Annotated in this window: 23 protein-coding genes; 9 read left to right on the top strand and 14 right to left on the bottom strand. The window is 59.8% G+C overall.

Going from position 1 to position 23626, the window contains the following annotated elements:
* Positions 1-156: 156 nt before the first annotated feature.
* The 4 genes from bioA (at position 157) to ABD720_RS04460 (ending at position 5236) form a co-directional block, all read left to right on the top strand.
* Positions 157-1494, top strand: coding sequence for an adenosylmethionine--8-amino-7-oxononanoate transaminase (gene bioA, locus ABD720_RS04475; RefSeq protein WP_344762031.1), 1338 nt, complete (start codon positions 157-159; stop codon positions 1492-1494).
* Complete coding sequence (gene bioF / locus ABD720_RS04470) at positions 1491-2672, top strand: 8-amino-7-oxononanoate synthase (protein WP_344762030.1); 1182 nt, start codon at positions 1491-1493, stop codon at positions 2670-2672. The genes bioA and bioF overlap by 4 nt, the downstream gene beginning before the upstream one ends.
* Positions 2669-3409, top strand: coding sequence for a dethiobiotin synthase (bioD, locus tag ABD720_RS04465; protein ID WP_344762029.1), 741 nt, complete (start codon positions 2669-2671; stop codon positions 3407-3409). The genes bioF and bioD overlap by 4 nt, the downstream gene beginning before the upstream one ends.
* Before the next feature lie 135 nt (positions 3410-3544).
* Entirely contained in the window at positions 3545-5236 is a 1692-nt protein-coding gene (locus ABD720_RS04460; RefSeq protein ID WP_344762028.1) for a cation:proton antiporter domain-containing protein, read from the top strand.
* 212 nt (positions 5237-5448) lie between these two features.
* Here the strand turns inward: ABD720_RS04460 and ABD720_RS04455 are convergent, their stop codons facing one another.
* The 3 genes from ABD720_RS04455 to ABD720_RS04445 form a co-directional block, all read right to left on the bottom strand.
* Positions 5449-5781, bottom strand: a complete 333-nt coding sequence (locus ABD720_RS04455) for a thioredoxin family protein (RefSeq protein ID WP_344762027.1) — start codon at positions 5779-5781, stop codon at positions 5449-5451.
* Positions 5768-6844, bottom strand: coding sequence for an AI-2E family transporter (locus ABD720_RS04450; RefSeq protein WP_344762026.1), 1077 nt, complete (start codon positions 6842-6844; stop codon positions 5768-5770). Before ABD720_RS04450 ends, ABD720_RS04455 begins: the two co-directional genes overlap by 14 nt.
* Before the next feature lie 74 nt (positions 6845-6918).
* Positions 6919-7566, bottom strand: a complete 648-nt coding sequence (locus tag ABD720_RS04445; protein ID WP_344762025.1) for a DUF1345 domain-containing protein — start codon at positions 7564-7566, stop codon at positions 6919-6921.
* Between the two features lie 1247 nt (positions 7567-8813).
* Between ABD720_RS04445 and ABD720_RS04440 the strand changes: the two genes are divergently transcribed.
* Complete coding sequence (locus tag ABD720_RS04440; protein WP_344762024.1) at positions 8814-9203, top strand: nucleotide pyrophosphohydrolase; 390 nt, start codon at positions 8814-8816, stop codon at positions 9201-9203.
* 29 nt (positions 9204-9232) lie between these two features.
* Here the strand turns inward: ABD720_RS04440 and ABD720_RS04435 are convergent, their stop codons facing one another.
* The 3 genes from ABD720_RS04435 to ABD720_RS04425 all read right to left on the bottom strand — a co-directional run bounded on the left by ABD720_RS04435 (position 9233) and on the right by ABD720_RS04425 (position 12749).
* The gene (locus ABD720_RS04435; RefSeq protein ID WP_344762023.1) at positions 9233-10027 is read right to left on the bottom strand and encodes an SDR family NAD(P)-dependent oxidoreductase; all 795 of its coding nucleotides are present in this window, start codon (positions 10025-10027) and stop codon (positions 9233-9235) included.
* Between the two features lie 120 nt (positions 10028-10147).
* Positions 10148-10735, bottom strand: a complete 588-nt coding sequence (locus tag ABD720_RS04430) for a histidine phosphatase family protein (RefSeq protein ID WP_344762022.1) — start codon at positions 10733-10735, stop codon at positions 10148-10150.
* Positions 10736-10991: 256 nt separating this feature from the next.
* Entirely contained in the window at positions 10992-12749 is a 1758-nt protein-coding gene (locus ABD720_RS04425; RefSeq protein WP_344762021.1) for a methyl-accepting chemotaxis protein, read from the bottom strand.
* 755 nt (positions 12750-13504) lie between these two features.
* Here ABD720_RS04425 and ABD720_RS04420 point away from each other — a divergent pair.
* Positions 13505-15160 (top strand): SulP family inorganic anion transporter, encoded by a 1656-nt coding sequence (locus ABD720_RS04420; RefSeq protein ID WP_344762020.1) that lies wholly within the window; start codon positions 13505-13507, stop codon positions 15158-15160.
* A gap of 372 nt (positions 15161-15532) precedes the next feature.
* Entirely contained in the window at positions 15533-16267 is a 735-nt protein-coding gene (locus tag ABD720_RS04415) for a DNA/RNA non-specific endonuclease (RefSeq protein ID WP_425547906.1), read from the top strand.
* Positions 16268-16297: 30 nt separating this feature from the next.
* On the opposite strand, the gene ABD720_RS04410 is transcribed toward ABD720_RS04415, so the two are convergent.
* The 8 genes from ABD720_RS04410 to ABD720_RS04375 form a co-directional block, all read right to left on the bottom strand.
* Positions 16298-16627 carry a copper-binding protein gene (locus tag ABD720_RS04410; protein ID WP_344762019.1) on the bottom strand — a complete coding sequence of 110 codons (330 nt, stop codon included), beginning with the start codon at positions 16625-16627 and terminating at the stop codon, positions 16298-16300.
* Positions 16628-16669: 42 nt separating this feature from the next.
* Entirely contained in the window at positions 16670-17119 is a 450-nt protein-coding gene (locus tag ABD720_RS04405; protein ID WP_344762018.1) for a DUF411 domain-containing protein, read from the bottom strand.
* Positions 17120-17122: 3 nt separating this feature from the next.
* On the bottom strand, positions 17123-17632 hold the full coding sequence (locus ABD720_RS04400; protein ID WP_344762017.1) for a cupredoxin domain-containing protein: 510 nt from the start codon (positions 17630-17632) through the stop codon (positions 17123-17125).
* Between the two features lie 65 nt (positions 17633-17697).
* Positions 17698-19095 (bottom strand): multicopper oxidase family protein, encoded by a 1398-nt coding sequence (locus ABD720_RS04395; protein WP_344762016.1) that lies wholly within the window; start codon positions 19093-19095, stop codon positions 17698-17700.
* A 13-nt stretch (positions 19096-19108) separates the two neighbouring features.
* A complete protein-coding gene (locus tag ABD720_RS04390; RefSeq protein ID WP_344762015.1) occupies positions 19109-20521 on the bottom strand; it encodes a TolC family protein in 1413 nt (470 codons plus the stop codon).
* The gene (locus tag ABD720_RS04385; protein WP_344762014.1) at positions 20518-20886 is read right to left on the bottom strand and encodes a hypothetical protein; all 369 of its coding nucleotides are present in this window, start codon (positions 20884-20886) and stop codon (positions 20518-20520) included. Before ABD720_RS04385 ends, ABD720_RS04390 begins: the two co-directional genes overlap by 4 nt.
* 124 nt (positions 20887-21010) lie before the next feature.
* Complete coding sequence (locus ABD720_RS04380; protein ID WP_344762013.1) at positions 21011-21430, bottom strand: hypothetical protein; 420 nt, start codon at positions 21428-21430, stop codon at positions 21011-21013.
* A 72-nt stretch (positions 21431-21502) separates the two neighbouring features.
* Positions 21503-21751, bottom strand: coding sequence for a hypothetical protein (locus tag ABD720_RS04375; protein ID WP_344762012.1), 249 nt, complete (start codon positions 21749-21751; stop codon positions 21503-21505).
* A gap of 354 nt (positions 21752-22105) precedes the next feature.
* Between ABD720_RS04375 and ABD720_RS04370 the strand changes: the two genes are divergently transcribed.
* Entirely contained in the window at positions 22106-22279 is a 174-nt protein-coding gene (locus ABD720_RS04370; RefSeq protein ID WP_344762011.1) for a hypothetical protein, read from the top strand.
* A 644-nt stretch (positions 22280-22923) separates the two neighbouring features.
* Positions 22924-23550, top strand: coding sequence for a class I SAM-dependent methyltransferase (locus ABD720_RS04365; RefSeq protein ID WP_344762010.1), 627 nt, complete (start codon positions 22924-22926; stop codon positions 23548-23550).
* The last annotated feature ends 76 nt before the right edge of the window (positions 23551-23626 follow it).

The following is a 23626-nucleotide window of genomic DNA, read 5'->3' as shown; positions in this document are numbered from 1 at the left end:
TTAATATTATTTCGATAACGAAAGTTGACCTGGAGATAACGCGGATTGTGCGTACGTGGCCATATCAAACCTCGTCGGTATTGTTCCGGCACAGCGAAATTTTTGGTCGTCTCGGACGCTATAATCACGCGCTCTTATATTCCTACCCGAGGATCGATGAAGACCTCCGACCAAACCCGCGACTGGGTGAGCCGTAGCCGCCGCAGCGTCTGGCATCCCTGTACCCAAATGCAGCATCACGACACAATGCCCCTGATTCCGATCAGCCATGGTCGTGGTGCATGGCTGTTCGACCAGGACGGCAAACGCTATCTGGATGGCATCAGTTCATGGTGGGTCAATCTGTTCGGCCACGCCAACCCGCGCATCAATGCCGCACTAAAATTGCAGCTCGACCAACTCGAACACGCGATGCTGGCCGGGTTCACCCATGAGCCGGTGGTCGAACTTTCCGAACAACTGGCGGCATTGACCGGCGACCAGCTCGGGCATTGTTTTTATGCCTCCGATGGCGCTTCGGCAGTGGAAATCGCGTTGAAGATGTCGTTCCATTACTGGCGCAACATGGGCCGCAGCGACAAACGCGAATTCGTGTGCCTGCAAGGTGGCTATCACGGTGAAACCATCGGTGCGCTGGCCGTTACGGATGTGCCGCTGTTTCGCACCGCCTACGGGCCGATGCTGCAAAAAGTTCATGTGGTGCCGAGTCCCGATGCACGCCATGCCGAACCGGGCCAGTGCGCTGCCGATGTCGCGGCACGCGCAGCGGCTGCCCTGGAGCGCCTGCTGGCAGAGCGCGGCGACCATATCGCGGCGCTGATCGTCGAACCACTGGTGCAATGCGCCAATGGCATGGGCATGTACGACCCGTCCTATCTGGCGACGGTACGGGCGCTGTGCGACCGCTACGACGTCCATCTGGTGGCCGATGAAATCGCGGTTGGCTGCGGACGCAGTGGCACCTTCTTTGCCTGCGAACAGGCGGGCATCTGGCCCGATTTTCTGTGCCTGTCCAAAGGCATCAGTGGTGGTTACCTGCCGCTTTCGCTGGTGATGACGCGCGACGCGATTTTTGATGCGTTTTATGACCGTGACGTGGCACGCGGCTTCCTGCATTCGCATTCGTACAGCGGCAATCCGCTGGCCTGCCGCGCGGCACTGGCGACGCTGGCGATCTTTGCCGAGGACGACGTGCTGGCGACCAACCGGATCAAGACGGCACGCATGAGCGCCGCACTCGCTCCGCTGGCCGCCCATCCGCAGGTGCGGCACTTGCGCCAGCGCGGAATGATCTGGGCCTTCGACGCCGTGACCGACCTGCCGGCGAGTGATTTTGCACGACGCTTTTTTGTCGCGGCGCTGGAGCAGGAATTGTTATTGCGGCCGATCGGACACACGGTCTATCTGATGCCGCCCTACATCCTCGACAACGACGAAATCGACCTGCTGGCAGCGCGCACGCAAGCGGTCTTCAACCAGGTGATCTCCGCATGACACTTCCCCTCATTGCCAGACTCGACACCAAACTGGACCAGCTTGCCGCACGCGGCCTGCAGCGTCGACGCCGCACCACCGAATCGCCCTGTGCGCCGCAAGTACAGGTCGATGGCCGCACCATGCTGGCATTTTGCAGCAATGATTACCTGGGACTGGCAGCCCATCCGCAGGTCATCGAAGCGCTGCGCGAAGGTGCCAGTCGGTATGGTGCGGGCAGCGGTGCGTCCCATCTGATCAGCGGCCACGCGCACGCGCATGCACAGCTCGAAGACCTGTTGGCGGCATTCATGCAGCCGGACATCGCGGCTGCGCGGGCGCTGTATTTCTGTACCGGATACATGGCGAATCTGGCCGTACTGTCGGCCATGGCCGACCGCGATACCGATCTGTTTTGCGAACAATTCAATCACGCGTCACTGATCGACGGCGCGCGCCTGTCGCGGGCCAGTGTGCAGATTTATCCGCATGGCGATGTCGATCAACTGGCGTTGCAACTGGCGACCAGCAAGGCGAGCAACAAGATCGTCGTGACCGACAGTGTCTTCAGCATGGATGGTGACGTGGCGCCATTGGCGGCGTTGCTGGCGCTGTGCGAACAGCATGATGCCTGGCTGCTGGTGGATGATGCGCACGGGTTTGGCGTGCTGGGCGAACACGGTCGCGGTGCGCTCGAACACTGCGCGGTCCGCTCGCAACGGGTGATCTACATGGGTACGCTGGGCAAGGCCGCCGGTGTCGCCGGGGCCTTCATCGCGGCCCATGAGAGCGTCATCGAATGGCTGGTGCAGCGCGCCCGCCCCTACATTTACAGCACCGCCGCGCCCCCGGCACTGGCGCATGCACTGCTGACCAGTCTGGCGATCATCGCCGGGCCCGAGGGCCAACGCCGGCGCGCGCACCTGACACGACTGATCGCTGATTTTCGGGCCGGGCTGCGGTTGCAGCAATGGCAGTTGATGCCATCGCACACGCCGATCCAGCCGGTCATCATCGGCACCAACGACGCCACCATGTCTGCCGCCGGCAGCCTGTATGCAGCCGGCCTGTGGGTGGGGGCAATCCGGCCACCGACGGTGCCGGTCGGTACCGGGCGCTTGCGCATTACCTTGTCGGCGGCGCATACGCAGGACGAGGTGACGCAACTGGTTGCCGCGCTCAATGGACTGGCGGCATGAGCGCGCCGTCTGTATTGCGGTTTTCGTGTTTCGTGACCGGCACCGACACCGGTATTGGCAAAACCATCATCAGCGCGGCCTTGCTGCATTTGCTGGCACGACGCGGGCTGCGTGCGGTCGGCATGAAGCCCATCGCGGCCGGCGCGGCGATGATCGACGGCCGCCTGATCAACGACGACGCAGAGTTGCTTGGCATGGCCAGCAACCTCGCGCCACCGATTGCGCTCACCACACCCTATTTGCTGCGCGAAGCTGCCGCACCACACATCGCGGCGCGCCTCGACGACGTGACGATTTCCATCGAGCATATTCTGGCGTGCCATGCGCAACTGGTCGAGATGGCCGATGCCGTGGTGGTCGAGGGTGTCGGCGGATTTTGCGTACCGCTATGCGTATCGACCGATACGGCCGATCTGGCGCAGCGCCTGAATCTGCCGGTGATACTGGTGGTGGGCATGCGCCTGGGTTGCCTCAGCCATGCACTGCTGACGGCGCAAGCCATCACGGCACGCGGCTTGACCCTGGTTGGCTGGGTCGCCAACATGATCGACCCCGCCATGGAACACGCCACCGACAATATCGCCGCACTGACAGACCGGCTGGCGGCGCCGTTACTGGGCATCGTGCCGAATCTGGCTGGCATTTCCGCCGCGACGGCGTCGGTGCATCTGGACGGACCGGCGCTGGACCAACTGCTGACGCGGTACTATCGCGTTCGACAAACCGGCTTGCCATAAGGTCAGGCCGCTATAGCGGTCACAGCGTCGATCCCCGGTGCGGATCGACGTGTCGATCTCTTCGCCGCCGCTGCGTTCCATTACGTTCACCCCTTGGTTCACTCACCGGCATCCCGGAAAGAAAGACATTCCCCTATGCCTCACGACATCAGTCTGATCACCACCATCGCTGCCGCGCTCGTCATGGGCCTGGTGTTTGGCGTCATCGCCGTCCGGCTGAAATTGCCGGCACTGGTCGGTTATCTGGTCGCCGGCATCATGATCGGTCCGGCGACACCGGGTTTTGTCGCCGATGTCGCACTGGCCGGACAGCTCGCCGAGATCGGCGTGATGCTGCTGATGTTTGGCGTCGGATTGCATTTTTCGCTGGATGACTTGCTGGAGGTGCGGGGCATCGCCATTCCGGGTGCGCTGATGCAAATCGCTGCAGCGACGGCCCTGGGCATGGGCGTGGCGTATTTGTGGGGCTGGAGTCTCGGCAGCGGGCTGGTGTTCGGGCTGGCCCTCTCGGTCGCCAGTACCGTGGTGCTGCTGCGCGCACTCGAAGACACCGGTGCACTGGACTCCTTCAATGGCCGTATTGCGGTAGGTTGGCTGGTAGTCGAAGACCTGGTGATGGTACTGGCGCTGGTGCTGTTGCCGGCCCTGTCCGGTCCGCTCGGTGGCACGGTTGATCCGACCGCCGGCAGTCTCTGGGCGACGCTGGCAAAAACCCTGGGCCTCGTCGTGGCGTTCATCGCGTTGATGCTGGTGGTTGGCCGCAAGGTGTTTCCGTGGATTTTGTGGCAAGTGGCGCGGACCGGCTCGCGCGAACTGTTCACCTTGTGCGTCATTGCCGCGGCCGTCGGCATTGCGTATGGCTCGACCAGATTGTTCGGTGTGTCGTTTGCACTGGGTGCTTTTTTTGCCGGGATGGTGCTGCGTGAATCGGAGCTTAGCCACCGCGCCGCCACCGAAACCCTGCCTCTGCGCGATGCGTTTTCGGTGCTGTTTTTTGTCTCGGTTGGCATGCTGTTCGAACCGGCGGTGCTGCTGGAAAGCCCGTTGCGTGTCGCCGTCGTGGTGGTGATCATCATGTTCGGCAAATCGCTCGCCGCATTGCTGCTGGTATTGGCGTTGCGTTACCCCCTTAATACGGCATTGACCGTCTCGGCCAGCCTCGCGCAGATCGGCGAGTTTTCCTTCATCCTGGCGGCGATGGGACTCTCACTCGGCCTGTTGCCCGCCCAAGGGCAGAGCCTGATCCTGGCCGGGGCGATGATATCGATTGCACTCAATCCGTTGCTGTTTGCATTGATCAAGCCGGTGCAACGCTGGGTCCATGCGCAACCTGCGCTCGCGCGCAGGCTCGACCGCACTCCTGATCCGCTTGCCGAACTGCCCTCGACAGTGGCGCAGCACACGCTGACCGGACAGGTCGTGCTGGTCGGCTACGGTCGTGTCGGCCGCCACATCGCCAGTCAGCTGCTAGCGAACAAGATCGATTTCGTCGTCGCCGAACAAAACCGGGAAACCGTCGAGCAATTGCGTGAACGTGGTTTTTCCGCGGTGGCCGGCAATGCCGCCGATCCGGCGGTGCTGATCCAGGCCCACATTGCGCGGGCACGTTGCCTGGTGATCGCCACACCGGACACCTTCCATGTCCGCAAAATGATCGAGACTGCGCGCATGCTCAATCCCGGTATCGCATGTATCGTGCGCACCCACAGCGCCGCCGAGGCGGATCTTTTGCACAGTGAGCAGGCAGGCCAGATACTAATCGGCGAAGAGGAGCTGGCATCGGGAATGACGCGGTGTGTGATGGCGTCGCTGGGAAAAAAACACTAGCCTGCGCATCGATACCGGGCTGACTGCCATTATCTGGTACTGGCCAGGCTAGGAGCCTGCCGGACTTAGGTCGTCGAAGCGAAAAATTTGCTGGGCGAGGGCAGATTTTGCCGCTTTTGCAGCGTCAATATCGAGATATTGACCAAAAAAACGGTGAAATATGGACCGGCCAGCAGATTTTGCAGCCGACGATCCCTAAGTCCGAGAGGCTCCTAGTTACCGTGATCGATCCGCGCCAGCGCCTGGCGTATCACATCCGCATCGGCAGGCCGCACCAGCCGTGCCACCTCGACACCGGCATCCAGAAAAATCAGGGTCGGCCACAAGGTCACCTTGAATGAGCGGCCTAAAGGACGTCCTTTGCCATCTTCGATTTTCAGGTGACGTACTTGCGGGAAGCCAGCGCATGCGGCATCAACCAGCGGTTGCGCCGCCTGGCAGTGGCCGCACCAGTCCGTACCAAAATCAAGAACCACTGCCCCCGCGACACGATCGACTTCGTCGCGCGATGGCGCGTCACTGCGGTAATTTTCAGTTGGCAACATGGGGATTCCGATCAGGTGGAGACTGCACTACGCGCGCTCTGGCACGCAGTCTGACAAAGATGATTTTCAGCGCCGCCAGTACGGGCACCGACAAGAAAATACCGACCACGCCAGCCAGTTCATCGCCTGCCAGCAACCCCACAATGATCAGCAACGGTGACACTTCCACCCCTTCGCTCATCAGATAGGGATTGAGCACGTAATCCTGAAACATCCGGTAAGCAAGAATAAACACGAGTACCCACAGCAAATGCGGAAAGCCACTGAACGCCGCCACTGCCAGCACGACGACCACGGCCGACAGCGGTCCGACAAAGGGGATGAATTCCAGCAATCCGGCGATGCCCGAAAGCAGCAGCGCATACGGCACGCCCAATGCCGAGAACACCAGGCTGTAGATCACGAACGTCGCCATCGACAGCAACAACAGTGCGCGCACATATTTCGACAGCAGCCCGTCAAGATCTTCGGTGATGCCGCTCCAGAGCGATTCGCGCGCCGTCCCCAGTGCATTGAGGAACTCTGCGCGCATTAGTGGCGCCTCCTTGATCAGCAGGAAGCTCAGGACCGGAATCAGGATCAGATAAATCAGGTTGGTGGCCACGTGCATCACCTCCATGCCAAGACGCTGCGCGAATGGCAGCGCCTGACCGGTCCCGTTCTGCAGCTGTTCGGTCAGGAAGCCGAGTATCTTTGCCCGCTGTGGCTTCAGAAATTCCGGCAACGGCAAGCGCGCAGAAATATTGGCAGGATCGAGCAAGGTCGGCAGTTGCTGGCTGAGCCGAACCGCCTCATCGGTAATGGTCGATCCGAATAGCAATCCCGCCATGCCGAACAACAGGACTGCCACCACGAACACGATGCCGATCGACACCGTACGCGGCATGCGTGCAGGCTTGATGCGTTCCACCAGTTCGACCAGCGGATACAGCAGATAACTGAAGAAAATCGCAAAGACCACGACCAGCAAGGTCGACCGCAGCGCATACACAATGAACAGAAAAAAGGCCACCAGCAGCGCGGTCCAGACGATCCTGGCGATACGTACATCAAATCCGAACATGACTACATTTCCTTTTCTTAGCAGCACGATGGCCCGGAATCGGTGATCTGCCCCAGTCGTCGTGCAACCGCAAATCAGCCACCCACGAGACCGGCGGCAATATTAATCGACAGGCCAATGATGGCCGCATTAAACAGAAAGCTCAGTACCGACTGCGCCAGCACCACCTTGCGCATCGACGCCGACATCACCAGCACGTCCGAGGTCTGCGCAGCCACCGAAATCGTAAAAGAAAAATACAAAAAATCCCAGTACGTCGGATGCAACTCATCGTCGGGAAATTTCAATGCCCGCTGTTTGATCGGCGACATATAAAACAGTCGCGCGTAATGCACCGTATAGGTCGTCGCCACCAGCAACCAGGACCCCAGCACGGTCACGCCGGTGAACACGGAACGTGCCAGTTTCTGCGACTCGGACCCGCCCTTCACCGCCGACAGTTCCAGCACGATCGCCACCAGACTCAACGCCGCCGCAATCGACAGAATCACCAGCACCACCACCGCATTATTGTCCTCGCGCTCGGCGATTTCGCGCACCCGCGCCCGATCCGCCGTCACCATCAGCCACGCCATCTGCACCAGATACAGCCAGACGGTGACGTCCCACCCGGTCAGCAACCGCGACATCAATTGCCACGAATCCGGCGTGGCGATACCGATACCCGTACCGGCAATCACGGCCGCGGCGAGGTGTGGATGGGAATGAAAGAAATGGCGCATGAGAAATAGGAATGTAAGTGGCAGCAACAGGGTTCAGCGCAGCATCATTACATGCCTGTCAGGCGAGCGTCTTGCATTCTTGATGCCGGATGAACAGCACGCGTTGTTTTTGAAACGGGCACGTCGTTGTGCTGTTGTTGGCGGTAATTTACCGGTGTGCTTTCATGGCGTCGCAATCCACTTCGGCAGCGACCAGGGGTCAGCGTTTTTTTTGCAAGAATTAAATAGGGTCAGAGTCAATTAATCACGGAGTTTCGGTGGAATTAATTAGGGTCAGGAATTAATTAGGGTCAGAGTCAATTAGTCGCGGAGGGAATTAATTAGGGTCAGAGTCAATTAATCGTTAGGGTCAGAGTCAATTAATCGCGCAGTTCCGGTGGATTAATGACGATCAGAGTCAATTGAACACGAAGCGTCGGTGCGCCACGTTGGCTCTCCGCAATCCGTTTACGGGGTCAGAGTAATTTTCGCGATACCCCTGCGAAAAAAAACTCTGACCCCGGAAACTGGCCTCTTCAGCGTGCCACCGCAGCACCCCACTCTTGACAGCCGCCGCGAACCGCCGGCAAGTGCAGCACTCCACCGCGTCAGCAACCAGGGTCAGAGTTTTTTTTCGCAACGCTTCATCGCGAAAATTACTCTGACCCTGCTTGCGGATTCCGGAGCCCGTTGATCGCGACCGCCGCTGCCGGCGCGCCACAGCGGATTAATTACGGTCAGAGTCAATGAGGATTAATTAGGGTCAGAGTCAATTAGTCGCGCAGTTCCGGTGGATTAATGACGATCAGAGTCAATTGAACACGAAGCGTCGGCGCGCCACGTCGGCTCTCCGTAATCCGTTTGCGGGGTCAGAGTAATTTTCGCGATACCCCTGCGAAAAAAAACTCTGACCCCGGAAACTGGCCTCTTCAGCGTGCCACCGCAGCACCCCACTCTTGCCAGCCGCCGCGAACCGCCCGCAACCGCCGCACTCCACCGCGTCAGCAACCAGGGTCAGAGTTTTTTTTCGCAACGCTTCATCGCGAAAATTACTCTGACCCTGCTTGCGGATTCCGGAGCACGTTGATCGCGCCCGCCGCTGCCGGCGCGCCACAGCGGATTAATTACGGTCAGAGTCAATGAAACGCCTAACAATATCCAACCATCCCCACAAAACCATGAAAAAATACACCCCGCCCAACCCGCTTCCCTCCGCCAACAACGCGCGTCCTCCGCAGCAACGCACACCCAATAGACCAGCCAATCTCATGCCCACTCTCCAGGACCTCACCAACCACCTGATCCGCTTTCGCGACGATCGCAACTGGAAACAATTCCATACGCTGCGCAACCTGATCGTGTCGCTGCATCTCGAATCGGGAGAACTGCTGGAGCTGACGCAATGGAAAACCGACGCGCAAATGGACGCGTCGCAGAGCGATCCGCAGTCATCCGAAGCACTGCGTGACGAATGTGCCGATGTCCTGATGTATCTGCTGATGATCGCCGAGCATGCCGGCTTCGACCTGATGGCGGCGACCGCACGGAAGATGGAGAAGAACGCCGACCGATACCCGATAGGCACGGCCTACGGATCGGCAAAAAAACATGCGGCACCGACGCAGGCCACCATCGCACCCGACCAGCCTGATCACTGATCGGATCGACGAGTGCCGGCGCCGCCCGATCACGCTATCGTGTCAACCACCCCGCCATCCACCCGCAGCGCCGCGCCAGTTGTGGCCGACGCCTGTTGCGAACACACATAGACCACCATGTTGGCGACTTCCTCGACGGTTGCTGCGCGCCGGATGATGGATGATGGGCGCTTTGCCAGTACGAATGCGGTGGCCGCCTCCTCGATTGTCTTGCCGGCTTTTTTGGCGCTGTCGGCAAACGCCGCCTCCAGCCCGGCCGACAGCGTCGGCCCCGGCAGAACTGCATTCACGGTCACGCCGGTGCCGGCAAGACGCTTTGCCAGACCACGCGAGACCGACAGGTTGGCGGTCTTGGTGAAGCCGTAATGAATCATCTCAGTCGGAATATTCAGTCCCGATTCCGACGAAATGAAGACGATCCGTCCCCACCCCTGTTGCACCATCGCCGGTGCATAAGCACGTGACAAACGCACGCCGGACATCACATTGACTTCGAAAAAATTCGACCACTGCGCATCCGGTATCTCGAAAAAATCCTGCGTCCCGTAGATGCCCAGATTGTTCACCAGAATGTCGACCTGCGGCTCGGCTGCAAACAGCGCTTCGCAACCTGCAGCGGTACCGAGGTCGGCCGCAACACCACGCACGCTGGCGGCAGGAAACCTGGCGATCAGGGTAGCGATGGCGTGATCGACAGCAGCTTGGGTGCGGCCATTCAGAATGACGGTCGCGCCCGATTCGGCCAGACCCTCGGCGATGGCGAAACCGATACCGGTGGTGGAGCCCGATACCAGAGCAATTTTATGGGTGAGGTCGATGTGCATGATGATCAGTTTTTCCGGGCAGGGGCAGGCTGCGATGGCAGTCTGCCGGAGGATGAAAAGAAGGAGATAGCAGGGAGTCGAAAAGTATCACGGAGACCCTCCCCAACGTGCCTGCCGAGGTCAGGGAATTTGCAGCCGGCCAACGACCGCAAATGTGCCGTCGGGTTTCGGCGTGGACGAGACCACCACGACCTCGCCCATGCGTGGCACCACGCCAGTCAGCTCGGTAATGTTGACCTGATGCGTCACCATCACCAGATTGACGCCCGCCGGTTTTGCACGGACGGCAGCGGCCACGGCCAGGCGTTTTTGTCGCACGGCGGCAGCGCTGTCATCAAAGCTGGAGTCCAGCATCGCCATGGTCTTGACCTGGCCAAATGCCAGCGTCGCGGTATCGGTGCAGCGACACCAGCTACTCGACCACACCTGTCCCACTGGAATCCGGCGCTGGCGGAATTGCTCGCCGAGGCGTTGCGCTTGCGCCCGGCCCTCGGCCGACAGCTTGCGCTGGGAAGTGCAGTCATCGAGTGTGAAGCCGGCCGGGTCTCCGACCCCCGGCTCGGTGCTTGCGTGGCGGATCAGTACCACCTGATTGCCGCTGTCGAGGGCCGCCCAGGTAGCAGCCTCATCGGCGTGCGCCGCAGGCAGGATGGACGTGGCACAAAGCAGTAGCAGAAACTGGCACAACTGAAATCGCGAGAGGGACATGACGGGTCTTCTTCAGTGAATGAGAGGCGTGAACTGGAGTGCATGATAACCATCCATGCGCGACCCTGCAGAAGAAGTCCTATTGCCCACGCCCGCCAGTCATGACCGAGGCGCGACGGTAATCTGGCATTCGGGAACCTGGTACCGCACACGCTACTGATACGGCATCAGGTCATGCCCGAACTGAAGTGCCTGGTCCGCCGCAGGCAGAGGTTTCTCCGGCCTGCTCCTCGCGGCAGCATCCCTGCAGTCCGGGTCAGAATTCTTCCCAGTCACCTTCCGATGTCACCAGCTTTTTCGCGGGTGCCAGACGCGCAGGTGCGGCGGTGAGAGCACGGGCGACCGGGCGGGCAATCGCCGGTTTCTTTATTACCGGCACCGACGGTGTTTTGGCAACCATGCGGACCGGACGGGCCATCACCAGCGATGCATGGCTGCCATCCAACTCAAAGATCGACACGGTTCGTGCCAACTCCGCAGCCTGTTCCTGCAACGACTCGGCAGCAGCAGCGGACTGTTCGACCAGTGCGGCGTTTTGCTGGGTGACCTGATCGGCCTGGCCGATTGCCAGCGTGACCTGTTCGATACCGGCGCTTTGCTCATCGCTGGCGGCAAGAATGTCGGCCATGATGTCGGTGACGCGACGCACGCTGCTGACGATTTCATCCATCGTCGAACCAGCTTCGACGACGAGCTTGCTGCCGGCATCGACTTTGTCGACCGAGTCACCGATCAGTGTCTTGATTTCCTTGGCGGCAGCGGCCGAGCGCTGTGCGAGGTTGCGCACTTCCGTGGCAACGACCGCAAAACCGCGGCCCTGTTCGCCGGCACGGGCCGCTTCGACTGCGGCATTCAACGCAAGAATGTTGGTCTGGAACGCAATACCGTCGATCACGCCGATGATGTCGACGATTTTTCGGGACGAGGTGTTGATCGATGCCATCGTATCCACCACCTGCGCCACCACGCCACCGCCCTTGACCGCCACCGACGATGCCGATACCGCCAGCTGATTGGCCTGGCGGGCATTGTCGGCATTCTGTTTCACGGCCGCGGTCAGTTGCTCCATCGAGGTGGCAGTCTCTGCCAGCGACGAAGCCTGTTGTTCGGTGCGGGATGACAAATCCTGATTGCCGGCGGCGATTTCAGCCGAGCCGGTTGCGATGGTGTCGGTGCTGGCGCGCACCTGGCCGACGATGCGGGCCAGGCTGTCGCGCATTTCACGCATCGTAAACAGCACACTGGAACTGTCATTGGCATGCACCGGAATCGCCACCGCGAGGTTACCGTTGGCGATGCTGAGAGCGATCGATTTGGCCTTGCCCGGCTCACCACCGAGGGCGTACAAAATACCGCGCGTGATGATCGTGGCAAGCACCGCACCGATGACCAGCGCACCGAGACACATCAACAACATCAGGGTCTGGAAGCCGTTGGCAATGCCGCGTGCCTTGGCCGATTCGACCTGATTCAATTGCTCTTGCAGGTCGATGAATTTATTGATGCGTGCCAGCCATTCGACGAAGGCAGGCCGGGCTTCTTTCAGCATCAACTGTTTTGCTTCGTCGTCGGTACCGGCCTGCCGCAGTGCGACGACCTGTTTAATGAGTGGCAAGGTACGTGTTTCGATTTCCTTGATGCTGGCGAGGATTTGCCGCTCGTCCTGGCCAATGTCGGTACGCTGGCTGAACATCGCATCCATCGCGAGTGCCGACTTGTCGTAGTCCGCTGACAGCTGCGCGATTCTTGCCAGGGCGGTTTGCAGTTCCTCGGGGTTAGTCACGAGGATGACATCGCGCACGGCGATCGCACGGTCGTGGACACTGCCGCGAAAGTTGATCGCATAACGCTGTTTGACGCTATTGACGTCGCTGATCGTCGCGAGCGTGGTCGAGATAGTATTGACGCGAAACACGCCAATGACCGATACCACCGCGATCAACAACAACATGGATGCAAATCCGAGCATGATTCGCGCTCGGATACTGAGGCCAACGGCACTGGATGGGGTCATTTGATTCCTGTGGGATGTGGAGAGAAATTCGCGACGGTGTGCCGTCGATCGTCAGGGGGACTGATCAGAAAGCTGCTCCGGGATACGGTTCGGTCAATGTTCAGGCGGGTCGACGACACTGCGCAACGCAGCTTGCACCAGAACTATCGACAAAAATGAATACGAGTAACCCAGATCAAAAACCTACAATTAGTTTCCTAAAGCCAATTATATAGACTTCTCGTAAAAGTTTTAAATCCCTCGAAATCGTTTTTTTATGACTCGACGTGCCTGAGAAAAACAGCTGAAAAAAGGTCTATGCCTTGCCAGCACAAGACATATCGGGACAACATTTTCGGACAACACGCTGTTTACCCAGGCAACCAGCCAGTCTAATGCGACGCCAGTGCAGTCACACCCGCGACGAATGTGCCCGATGATGAAAAATGAGGCAGCGCCGGCAAGCCAGAACCCGTGCGACGTCGACGCACCCCGATCGCAGTTGTCCCCACAGTTACCCACAGATTCGGTGCACAACTTTTGTTCATGCCGGCGGGGCTCCGTGACTGCCACCACAGCGTGCCGTTGAGGACCCCACCAGCCGCAATCGCCTCCCCGCCCGGGTGCTCTCGGGCGCATACTGCGGCGCGGAGTTTCATGCCTGCAGCGATACGGCACGCCGTTACAGCATTTTTTTGACCAGAACCTGGTCGCCACTTTTTACGGATAGCGATGTGATCTCCTGGTTTCAGAACCGCTTGCGCCTGGCGCTTTTCATGAACGACGCACCGCGCATGTCGTGGCGGGATCTGATCGCCGGCATGTCGCTGGCAGGGCTGTTGCTACCCGAGGCCGTGGCTTACGCCGGCATGGCCAATCTGCCGCCGCAGGCCGGGGTGGTCGCCATGTTTGCCGGACTGGTGTGCTACGGCCTGATTGGCACCAGCCGCTTTGCGATCGTCTCGGCGACCTCGTCATCGGCCGCGGTACTGGCCGCAGCCACCACGGCGGCAGCTGGCGGCAACCCGACCTTGCAACTGGCCTTTGGCGCCGGACTGGTCCTGCTGACGGGGGTGTTTTTCCTGGCGGCCGGCATGGCCCGCATCGGCAGCGTGTCGGACTTCATTGCCAAACCGGTCTTGCGCGGTTTTGCGTTCGGGCTGGCGATCGTCATCATCGTCAAGCAGTTCGCCGCCATGGCCGGGGTAGCGCCGCGCCATACCGACATGATTCGCTACCTCGGCGAACTCGGCAGCCTGGCCGCCAGCTGGAACTGGGCTTCGGTGCTGGTCGGAATGGTGGCGCTGGCGCTCCTGTTCCTGTGTGCCCGCATTCCGCGTTTGCCCGGTGGCTTGCTGGTGATCCTGATCGGGATTGCGGCTGGTCGATGGCTGCCATTGGCGCAGCAAGGCATAAGCCTGGTCGGATCGCTGACGCTGGACCTGCCGGCACCAGCGCTACCGCAACTGAGCTACGCGGGATGGTTGCGCATGGCCGAACTCGGCATGGCGATGGTGCTGATCCTGTATGCGGAATCGACCAGCTCGATCCGGACCTTTGCGATGCAGCATGGCGACCGCGTGGTACCGAACCGCGACTTGCTGGCACTGGGTGCGGCCAATCTCGTGTCTGGACTATGTCAGGGAATGCCGGCCGGTGCCGGGTATTCGGCCACCTCCGCCAACGAAGCCAGCGGTGCGGTGTCACGCCTGGCCGGCGGGATTGCCGCGCTGACGCTGCTGCTGATCGTGCTTGCCTGCCTGCCTGCCATTGCACTGATACCGCAACCCGTGCTGGCGGCGATCGTGATCCACGCTGTCAGTCATACCTTGCGCCCGAGCGTGTTCCAGCCGTATTTCAGGTTGCATCGTGATCGCTTCGTGATTCTGGCAGCGGTACTGGCGGTGCTGTTGCTGGGCGTGGTCGATGGCTTGCTCGCCGCCGTTGCCGTGAGTCTGCTGATGCTGTTGCGGCGACTGTCAGAGTCGTCGGTGACGGTACTTGGGCGTCTGGATCATGGCCATGATTTTGTCAGCACGATCCTGCATCCGGCCGCGCAACCAGTGCCCGGCATCCTGATCGTGCGTCCCGACACGGCCCTGTTCTTTGCCAATGCAGAACGCATCCTGACGCAGGCGCGACACGCACTCGCCGCGTCCGGCAAACAAACCCGAACGCTGATTCTGAGCCTGGAAGCATCACCGGATCTGGATAGCTCGACCGTCGAAGCGATCGGCGATTTTCATCGGGCCTTGCGCAACCAGCAGACGCACTTGCTGTTTGCACGCCTGAAAAATCCGGCCCGCGAAGTCCTGCTCCGCGCTGCCATCGACGGCTTGAATGAAGTGACGCTGTGTGATCTGAGTGTGGATGATGCGGTCAATGCCGCGCTGACTTTGCAGCCGTTGACCGGGAACGATGCAGCGCGATAATCCGGACGTGCCCGGCGTCATGCAAGGCCAGCCGGATCAATCGCTGATTTGATCGACAGCCCGAGATAGCGGGAGCGTGGGCGGTCGGTGCGGTCAGAGAATGCAAGACGCGTCTTGCGGGGAGCGAAACAGGGCATTCGCGCCTTCGACATCCACCCGCGCACTAGCCCGTGAAAATTTTTATTTTCAAGATCGACTTCCCGTAATTTTAAATTGCGCGCAATCTACCGACCTTGCGAAAAGTCAAGCCAGCGCGCACCCGTTTGAACAGCGCTGCCCGCGCCCTTGCCATCACCGGCAAGTGACCGCGCCAGCCTGAGACAACGCACCGACCGCTGGGGCGACGACCGCTCCACCCGTCCTGATTGCGTCATGTTGATTTCCCTGAAAAAAACCGTTGCCACGGCAATCCTGTTGATGGCTGCTGCCACCTCCTCTGCGGCAACCAGTGCCGACTTTTCCAAATGTCGCCAGTTGTTTGCCGGAGGTGCGTTACCCGTATTGAAAAACGCGTCGATGGCGCCGCGCGCGCTGTGCTACGACAATTTTGCAGTCCTGCATTCCGGCCGAAGCCGCACGCCCATCTATGTTGCGGAACGCCTGAACAAAGACAACCTCGACAATAAAATCACCCGAGGAACACGCTTCTTTGCCGACGCACGTCTGCCCTCGGGCGAACGTGCAGAGCTTGCCGATTACAAGCAGTCGGGTTTTGATCGCGGTCACATGGCACCGGCCGGTGACATGGCAACCGATGCCGCCATGGCGCAGAGTTTTTCGCTGGCAAACATGGTGCCGCAAGCGACCATCAACAATCGCAAGCCGTGGGCTGCCATCGAAAAGGCTACGCGCAACTATGTACTGCGCGCCAGCGGCGACGTGTATGTCATTACCGGTCCGGTCTTTGACATACGCCCGGCCACCATCGGTGCGAATCGGGTATGGGTACCGCAGTCGCTGTTCAAGCTGGTCTACGATCCGGCAACGCGGCGCGCCTGGGTCCACTGGCTCGACAATACTGATGATGCCCGGGTAGGAAAACCGATCAGTTACGAGGAACTGGTGCGCCGGACCGGGATAGATTTCATGCCGGGAATCAGGGGTTGATTCCCGCAGCGCAGGACAACCCGTTGCCAGCTACTTCTGCACCTCAACCTGTTTGGCAACAAATTGACCGTTGACCTTATCCGCCACGAAGTTCACCTTGTCACCGGTTTTCAGGCGCTCCAGCAGCGCCGGATCGCTGGCACGAAATACCATCGTCATCGCCGGCATGCCCAGGTTCTTGAGCTCGCCGTGGCGAATGGTGATCTTGCCGGCGTCCTTGTCCACTTTCCGGATCTCACCGGTACTTATTGACGTTGCCGGAGCGACCGTTTCGGTATCAGCGGCAATGGCCACCGGGACAACGGCAAGAGACGACAGCGCAATGGCCACAGCCGCCACGAGAGTTGTCATTGATTTCATGTGTCATTCCTTTCGATGAAAGTTGATTCGACAGCAGCCAGATCAGCCACCGTTATAGTGTTTGAACACCGAGTGCCTGCCATCGGCCTGCACCAGAAACACGTCGTACGGATCCTTGCGCGGACCCTCCATGCCGGGCGAGCCCAGCGGCATCGCAGGCACTGCCAGGCCGATTGCCTTCGGACGTTCGGCCAGCAGGCGTTTGATCTCGGCTGCGGGCACATGCCCTTCCAGCGCATAGCCGTTGATGAACCCGGTATGGCAGGCACCCAGTGCCTGCGGGATGCCGAATTTTTTGCGATAGACGCCGGTGTCGCCGACATTGCGGGCGCTGACCTCGAAGCCGCTGGCTTTCAGATGATCGATCCAGCTTTCGCAGCAACCGCAGCCTTCGGTCTTGTAGACCTCGATCAGCGGTCGGGCGGCGTGGGCCAGCATGGGCGCGGCGAATGCGCTCACCAGCAGGGCTTGCAGCAGAGTGCGACGTTGCATGATTTATCCTTTCGTGACGATGATTTTTCCGACCATGCCGGCTTCAAAATGGCCGGGCATCAGGCAGGCGTAATGGAATTCGCCGGGCTGGTCGAATTGCCAGACGATGTCTTCTTTCTTGCCGGGTTTGACGTGGGCCATGTACGGTGCGTCGTGCTCCATGCCGGGAAACTTCTTCATCAGTTCGCCATGCACCTTGAGTTCGTCGAGAGTGCCGATGACCATTTCATGGAGCATTTTTCCCTTGTTGCGAACCACGAAGCGGATGGTCTCGCCCTGCCTGACCGTGATGGCCGACGGACCGAACCGCATCATGTCGTTCATGTCGATGGTGACGGTACGGGAGGCCTTGGCAGGCTCGCCCTGTTTGCCGAAGGCATGCTCCTCGGCGGAGATCGGCGCGGCGACTTTGGGCTTGCCGTCACCGTGCGCGAATGCCACCGTGGAGGCCACACCGAGTGCGAGGATCAGAACAGCACTCTGGCAGAGTCGTCGGGATATCGTGTTTTTCATGGGTGCTTTCATTCAGTTTTTCAGACAGATGCTGCGGACTGAAAGGTCCGTTCCTGCGCCCTGTATCAGTGATGACCACCATGCCCGGTTGGCTTGCGCACGGTCATTTCAATTTCTTGTTCCGGCGCGACCGACGGCATTGATTGCCCACCACCAGAACTGCTGCGCTTCGCCTCGGGCATGGCGCCTTTCCATTCGTAGGCCAGAGTACCGACCGGATGCTTGTACCAGCCCGGATCCTTGTAGTCGCCCGGCTTCTGGTCCTTGCGAACTTTGACGACCGTGAACATGCCACCCATCTCGATGCCGCCGAATGGCCCCTGCCCGCTCATCATCGGCAAGGTGTTGTCTGGCAGCGGCATTTCCATCTGTCCCATGTCGGCCATGCCACGCTCGCCCATGACCATGTAGTCGGGCACCAGCTTGTTGATTTTTTGCGCAACGCCGCGATGGTCGGCACCGATCATGGTCGGTACGCTGTGACCCATGGCATTCATCGTGTGATGCGATTTATGGCAATGGAAGGCCCAGTCACCCGGATCGGTGGCAACAAATTCAATCGCCCGCATCTGGCCAACAGCGATATCGGTGGTGACTTCGGGCCAGCGGGATTCGGGCCGGGTCCAGCCGCCGTCGGTACCGGTAACTTCGAATTCGTGGCCGTGCATGTGAATCGGGTGATTCGTCATGGTCAGGTTGCCGGTGCGGATACGGACCCGGTCGCCCTGACGCACGTTCATCGAGTCGATACCCGGAAACACCCTGCTGTTGAACGTGAACAGATTGAATTCCAGCATCGTGTTGACCTTGGGCGTGAAGCTGCCCGGTTCGATGTCGTAATTGTTGAGCAAAAAAACGAAATCGCGGTCGACCGGCATGAAGGCCGGATTCTTCGGATGCGTGACCCAGAAGCCCATCATGCCCATCGCCATTTGCGTCATCTCGTCCGCATGCGGGTGGTACATGAAGGTACCGGGACGTTTGGCGATGAACTCGTAGACGAAGGTCTTGCCCACCGGGATACCCGGCTGCGTCAGCCCCGTCACGCCGTCCATGCCGTTCGGCAGGCGCTGTCCGTGCCAGTGAATGCTGGTGTGTTCCGGCAAATGGTTGGTCACGAAAATGCGCACCCGATCGCCTTCGACTACCTCGATGGTCGGGCCGGGGGACTGGCCGTTGTAACCCCACAGATTGGCCTTCATGCCGGGTGCCAGCTCGCGCACGACCGGCTCGGCGATCAAATGAAATTCCTTGACGCCGTTGTTCATGCGCCATGGCAGCGACCAGCCATTCAGGGTCACCACCGGGTTGTAGGGCCGGCCGTTGGGCGGCATCAACGGGGATTGCGTGGCGGCGCTGGACATCATCGGCGCCTCCGGCAATGAGGCAGCACCAATCCGACTAACAACGCCGGCACCGACCAGGGCGGCAGCACCCGTAAAAAAATTTCTGCGTGTGACCATGTTCAACTCCTGATTAGTGTGACGGCGCAGACGCGCTCGGTGTGTTCCGTACGCTGCTGCGCGATGGCGCTGCGCCGCTGCCATGGATGACGGCCTGCAACTCGGTTTCGCTGATCCAGAAATCGCGTTGCGCCTCGATCGCGCCATTGACGCTGTTGACCTGGTCGCGGGCGTCCGACAGCAGCTCGAACACGCTGGCCAGCATGCCGTTGTAGCGCAGCATGACCTCGTCGGAAATCATCTTCCGCAGCGGCACCACGTCATCGCGATAGTGTCTGGCAATGTCGTAGGAAGTGCGATACGCGGAGTACGCTTCGCGCACCTGCGAACGCGCCCGCACGGCCGTGTCGGCGGTGCGATGGACCGCTTGCATGTACAGCGATTCGGCCTTCGCGGAACGCGCGGTACCCCAGTCAAAGATCGGCAATACCAGTTCGATCTGATAACCGTTGGCACGTGGACTGCCGCTGACGCTCTTGCTGGTGTAGCCAGCGTCCAGCACATTGACGAAAGCAGTTGCCCGCGTCAGGCCGAGTGCGCTGGCGGTGGCTTCGGTATCGCGTTTTGCCATCAGCACATCGAGGCGCCGGGTCATTGCCTGCGCTTCGATGTCACCGGCTTCGTTGGCCGTCTTGGGCAGGTCAGGCAACCGGTCCGGCAACTTGAACCCGATATCGTTGCCCCAGATGCCCATCAAGCGGGTCAGCTCTTCCCGAGTCGCGGTGGCGTTGTGCAGCGCCCGTGCCAGCTGGGTGGTGGCCTCGGCATAAAAAACCTGCTCCCGGGCCTGGTCCAGCTTGCTGAAATTGCCGACCCTGGCAAGCCGTTGCGCCATATCGGCACCGGCTTCTGCGGCGGTACGCACCTGCTCTGCAAAGGTCACCGACTGGGCTGCGGCGACTGCATTGAAATAGGCCTTGCGGGTGTCTGCGGCCAGTTCGACTGCGCTGGATGCCGCCTGCAGTTTTGCCTGCTCGAAGCGCCGTCCTTCGATCTTCGTGCGCATCGGCATGGTCAGCAATCCTGCCAGGTCGAACATGATGCTGCGGTCGATTTCGACATCGTCACCGCTGCGTTGCCGACCGAAACTGAACCCCGGATTACGCAGTCTGCCAGACTGGACCAGATCGGCTTCGGCCACGCCCAGATCGGCAAGCGATGCCTGCAAACCCTTGTTATTGCGCAGCGCCAGTTGCACCGCCGAATCGGCTGTGAGTGGCTTGGCAAGGAGTTCCGACACGGTAGCCTGTGTCGCGGCGATATCGTCAGCGGATTTCTCGCGCTGGACGGTTTGGCCGGTACGTTCTTTCGTCAGGGATGCCACGGAATCGAGCCCGCCATCCTGCGAGAACGTCGCACAACCGGACAGGACCAGCGTCATCACTGCCAGCGAGAGTGGTTTCAGTTTGCGTAATTGACGCATCATTTTTCTCCCATGGAATGGGCACCGTGGCCTGCGTGCGATTGCGGCATTGGCTTCATTGGCGTCATTGGCTTCATTGGCTTCATTGGCTTCATTGGCGTCATTGGCTTGGCCGACTCTGGCTGGCTGGAGCCACCACCCATGTGACCACCGGTGTTTGCCAATTCGTCATTGGCCTGACGCCATACTTTGGCCGGAGAGACCTGTTCCGCGGAGACGGCGCGGTAATTGGAAAATGCCGATGTGTAAGTCACTGCCGGCACGGCGGCATCGGCACTGGCGGGATCGGAAGATTGCTGCGATTGCGCAGACGCGGCACATGGCAATACGACGCACATGGCTAACAGGAAGTGGCAAGGTGCCGGCATGGTTTCCCCCAAAATCATTCATCAATGCGTGTTTCAACACGCGACATCGCACCGGGTGCGAACGATCGCGCAAGAGTGACGGACGGCCATCAGCCGTCGTATCCGGTGCGATACGTTAATGAAATTAACTGCGTTTGGGGGGACGTTCGAGGCCGTCCGGCGTGATGCCGGTGGCGAATGTGGCGGGAGCAACGATGACCAGCTCCGAACTGATGCGAACGGGCAGCGGCAGCACGACTGGCGGTGGTGCGGTAGCGCCGACACAGCAGGCGGCACAGGCACTGCAGGAAGACGTTTTGTAGTGGTGGTCGTTGACGCCGGGCTGATCTGACTGACCGGTATCGGCGGCGGCGAGATGCATGCCCGCGTGGTCATGTTGATCGCTGGAGGAATCGGAATGATGCTGATCCTGCGTCATGACGCTAACCATGGCGATGGCATGATGCGCCGGATCACAAGACAATTTCATGGCAGCAGCCAGCCCCTGCAAAGGGAGCGTGGCGATCATTAGCCAGAGCAGGAATGTCTTGAGGTGTAAACGCATGTGCGGAGTATAGCAGCGCGCGTCGATTTTTATTTCAGGCTTGGGCAGGCTCGCGCAAGGCGAGTCAGACTATCAACCATTTACCAAGGCTGGGCTTGGTGTTGAATTCCGCGTAAAAAGGCCGCTGCCAAAAATCGGGTACGGCAAGAGGATCAGTTTCGTAGCTTGGGCTGCGAAGCTATGCGTCTCAAGGTGAAGAATTTTTGTATTTATTTTCAATGAGTTACAGGCCTGCGGTTTTAATTTTTCAAAATGAAAGCCTATATAAATCAATGAGTTAAATAGGCCGACCTTGAAAGGCATAGCTGCGAAGCCCAACATGCGTCAGGTTGCTTTGCGGGTCGCCACGACACGCGGTCTGCAGCCTGCGGTAGCTAAAACGGGTTGCGCTCCGTGGAGCCAAGCCGGGTGCGGCCCGGCAGCCGCTCACTTTTTTTGCTTCGCCAAATAAAGTAAGCAAAAAAAGGCGACCGCTAGACCGCTGCCCTGCGGGTTCCCAAATACCGTGCCCGGTCAGGGGGAGGGCCGCAAACTCGCTACGCTCAGACAGTGCGGCCCTCTTATCCCCTGCCCGGACACGGTATTTGGCAGCGGCCTTTTATGCGGAATTCAACGTCAAGACCAAGCCCAGCCTTGATGATTGATTGATGGCCGGGCTCGCTTTGCGCGAGAAAGATGGCTTGTAAAAGCCTTGTAGATTTTGAGTTTGGCATTGGTTTTGACGCCGGTTTTGACGTTGGTTTTGAAGTCGATGTGGATATCGATGAGCCGGCCTTCTCGCGCAAAGCGAGCCTGACCATCAACCAATTACCAAGGCTGGGCTTGGTCTTGACCTTGAATTCCGCATAAAAAGATCGCTGCCAAAAACTGGGTACGGCAAGAGGATCAGAAGCCCGCACTGTCTGAGCGTAGCGAGTTTGCGGGCTTCCCTCTTGCCGTACCCGGTTTTTGGGAACCCGCAGGGCAGCGGTCTTGCGGTCGCCTTTTTCTTGGTTACTTCATTTTGGCGAAGCAAAAAGAAGTGACCGGCTGCCGGGCCGCCCCCGGCTTGGTCATGACGGAGCACAAACCATTTTAGCTACCGACGACCGCACGCCGTAGCGACCTACAAGGCAGCTTGACGCATGTTGGGCTTCGCAGCCCAACCTACAAAACTGCTTTTTGGCGAAGCAAAAAGAAGTGACCGGCTGCCGGGCCGCACCCGGCTTGATCGCGACGGAGATCAAACCATTTTAGCTACCGACGACCGCACGCCGTGGCGTCCTAGAAGGCAGCTTGACGCATGTTGGGCTTCGCAGCCCAACCTACAAAACAGCGAAGCAAAAAGAAGTGACCGGCTGCCGAACCGCCCCCGGCTTGGCAGGGACGGAGCACCGTCGATTTCAATTACCGACGACATTCCCGCAACTGCCCCCCTTCATGCAACAACCCTGCGCAGTAAACCCCACACAAGGTACAGTGCACCCGTCCCCATCCACAGAAAACCCCACCCCATGTCCGACAATCCAGTCCGAGGCCGCCTGAACGCCTGGCTCTTGCAGACCCTCGATGGCTACATGCATCAAAAATACGCCGCGATCAAATCCGGGCTGCTGGCTGACGTCCCGGCCGTCGTGGTTGAACTCGGTTCCGGCACCGGCGCCAACATGCGCTACCTGCCAGCCGGCACCCGCCTGATCGCCATCGAACCGAACCGGCAAATGCACGCCGCGCTGCGGGCACAAGCCACCAACCACGGCATCGACCTGCAGCTGCACGACCTGATGGCCGAGTCGCTTGATATGCCGTCTGACAGCGTCGATCTGGTCTTCGCTACGCTGGTGCTGTGCACCGTTGACCAGCCGCAACGCGTCATCGCCGAGGTGCTGCGCGTACTGCGCCCGGGCGGTCGCTTTGTCTGCATCGAGCATGTTGCGGCGCCGGCAGGTTCAGGTGAGCGGGTGCTGCAGCAGACCATTCGACAGCCGTGGCACTGGCTATTCGAAGGATGCAATTTGTGCCGGGATACCGGCGCGGTGTTGCGCTCTGCGGGATTCAGTCATGTCGACGTACAGCCCATCATTTTGCCGACGCTGCTGGTACCGATACGCCACCAGATCATCGCGACCTGCGTGAAGTGATTACAGCGGCCAGAATTCCGCGATGACAGAGGCCGGCATCAGAAAATCGGCCTCCTGCTTCGTTATTATTTATTCC

It is taken from the genome of Actimicrobium antarcticum, assembly GCF_039536745.1.
In the GTDB taxonomy this organism is placed as follows: domain Bacteria; phylum Pseudomonadota; class Gammaproteobacteria; order Burkholderiales; family Burkholderiaceae_D; genus Actimicrobium; species Actimicrobium antarcticum.
This window is presented reverse-complemented; position numbering and strand designations above follow the sequence as displayed.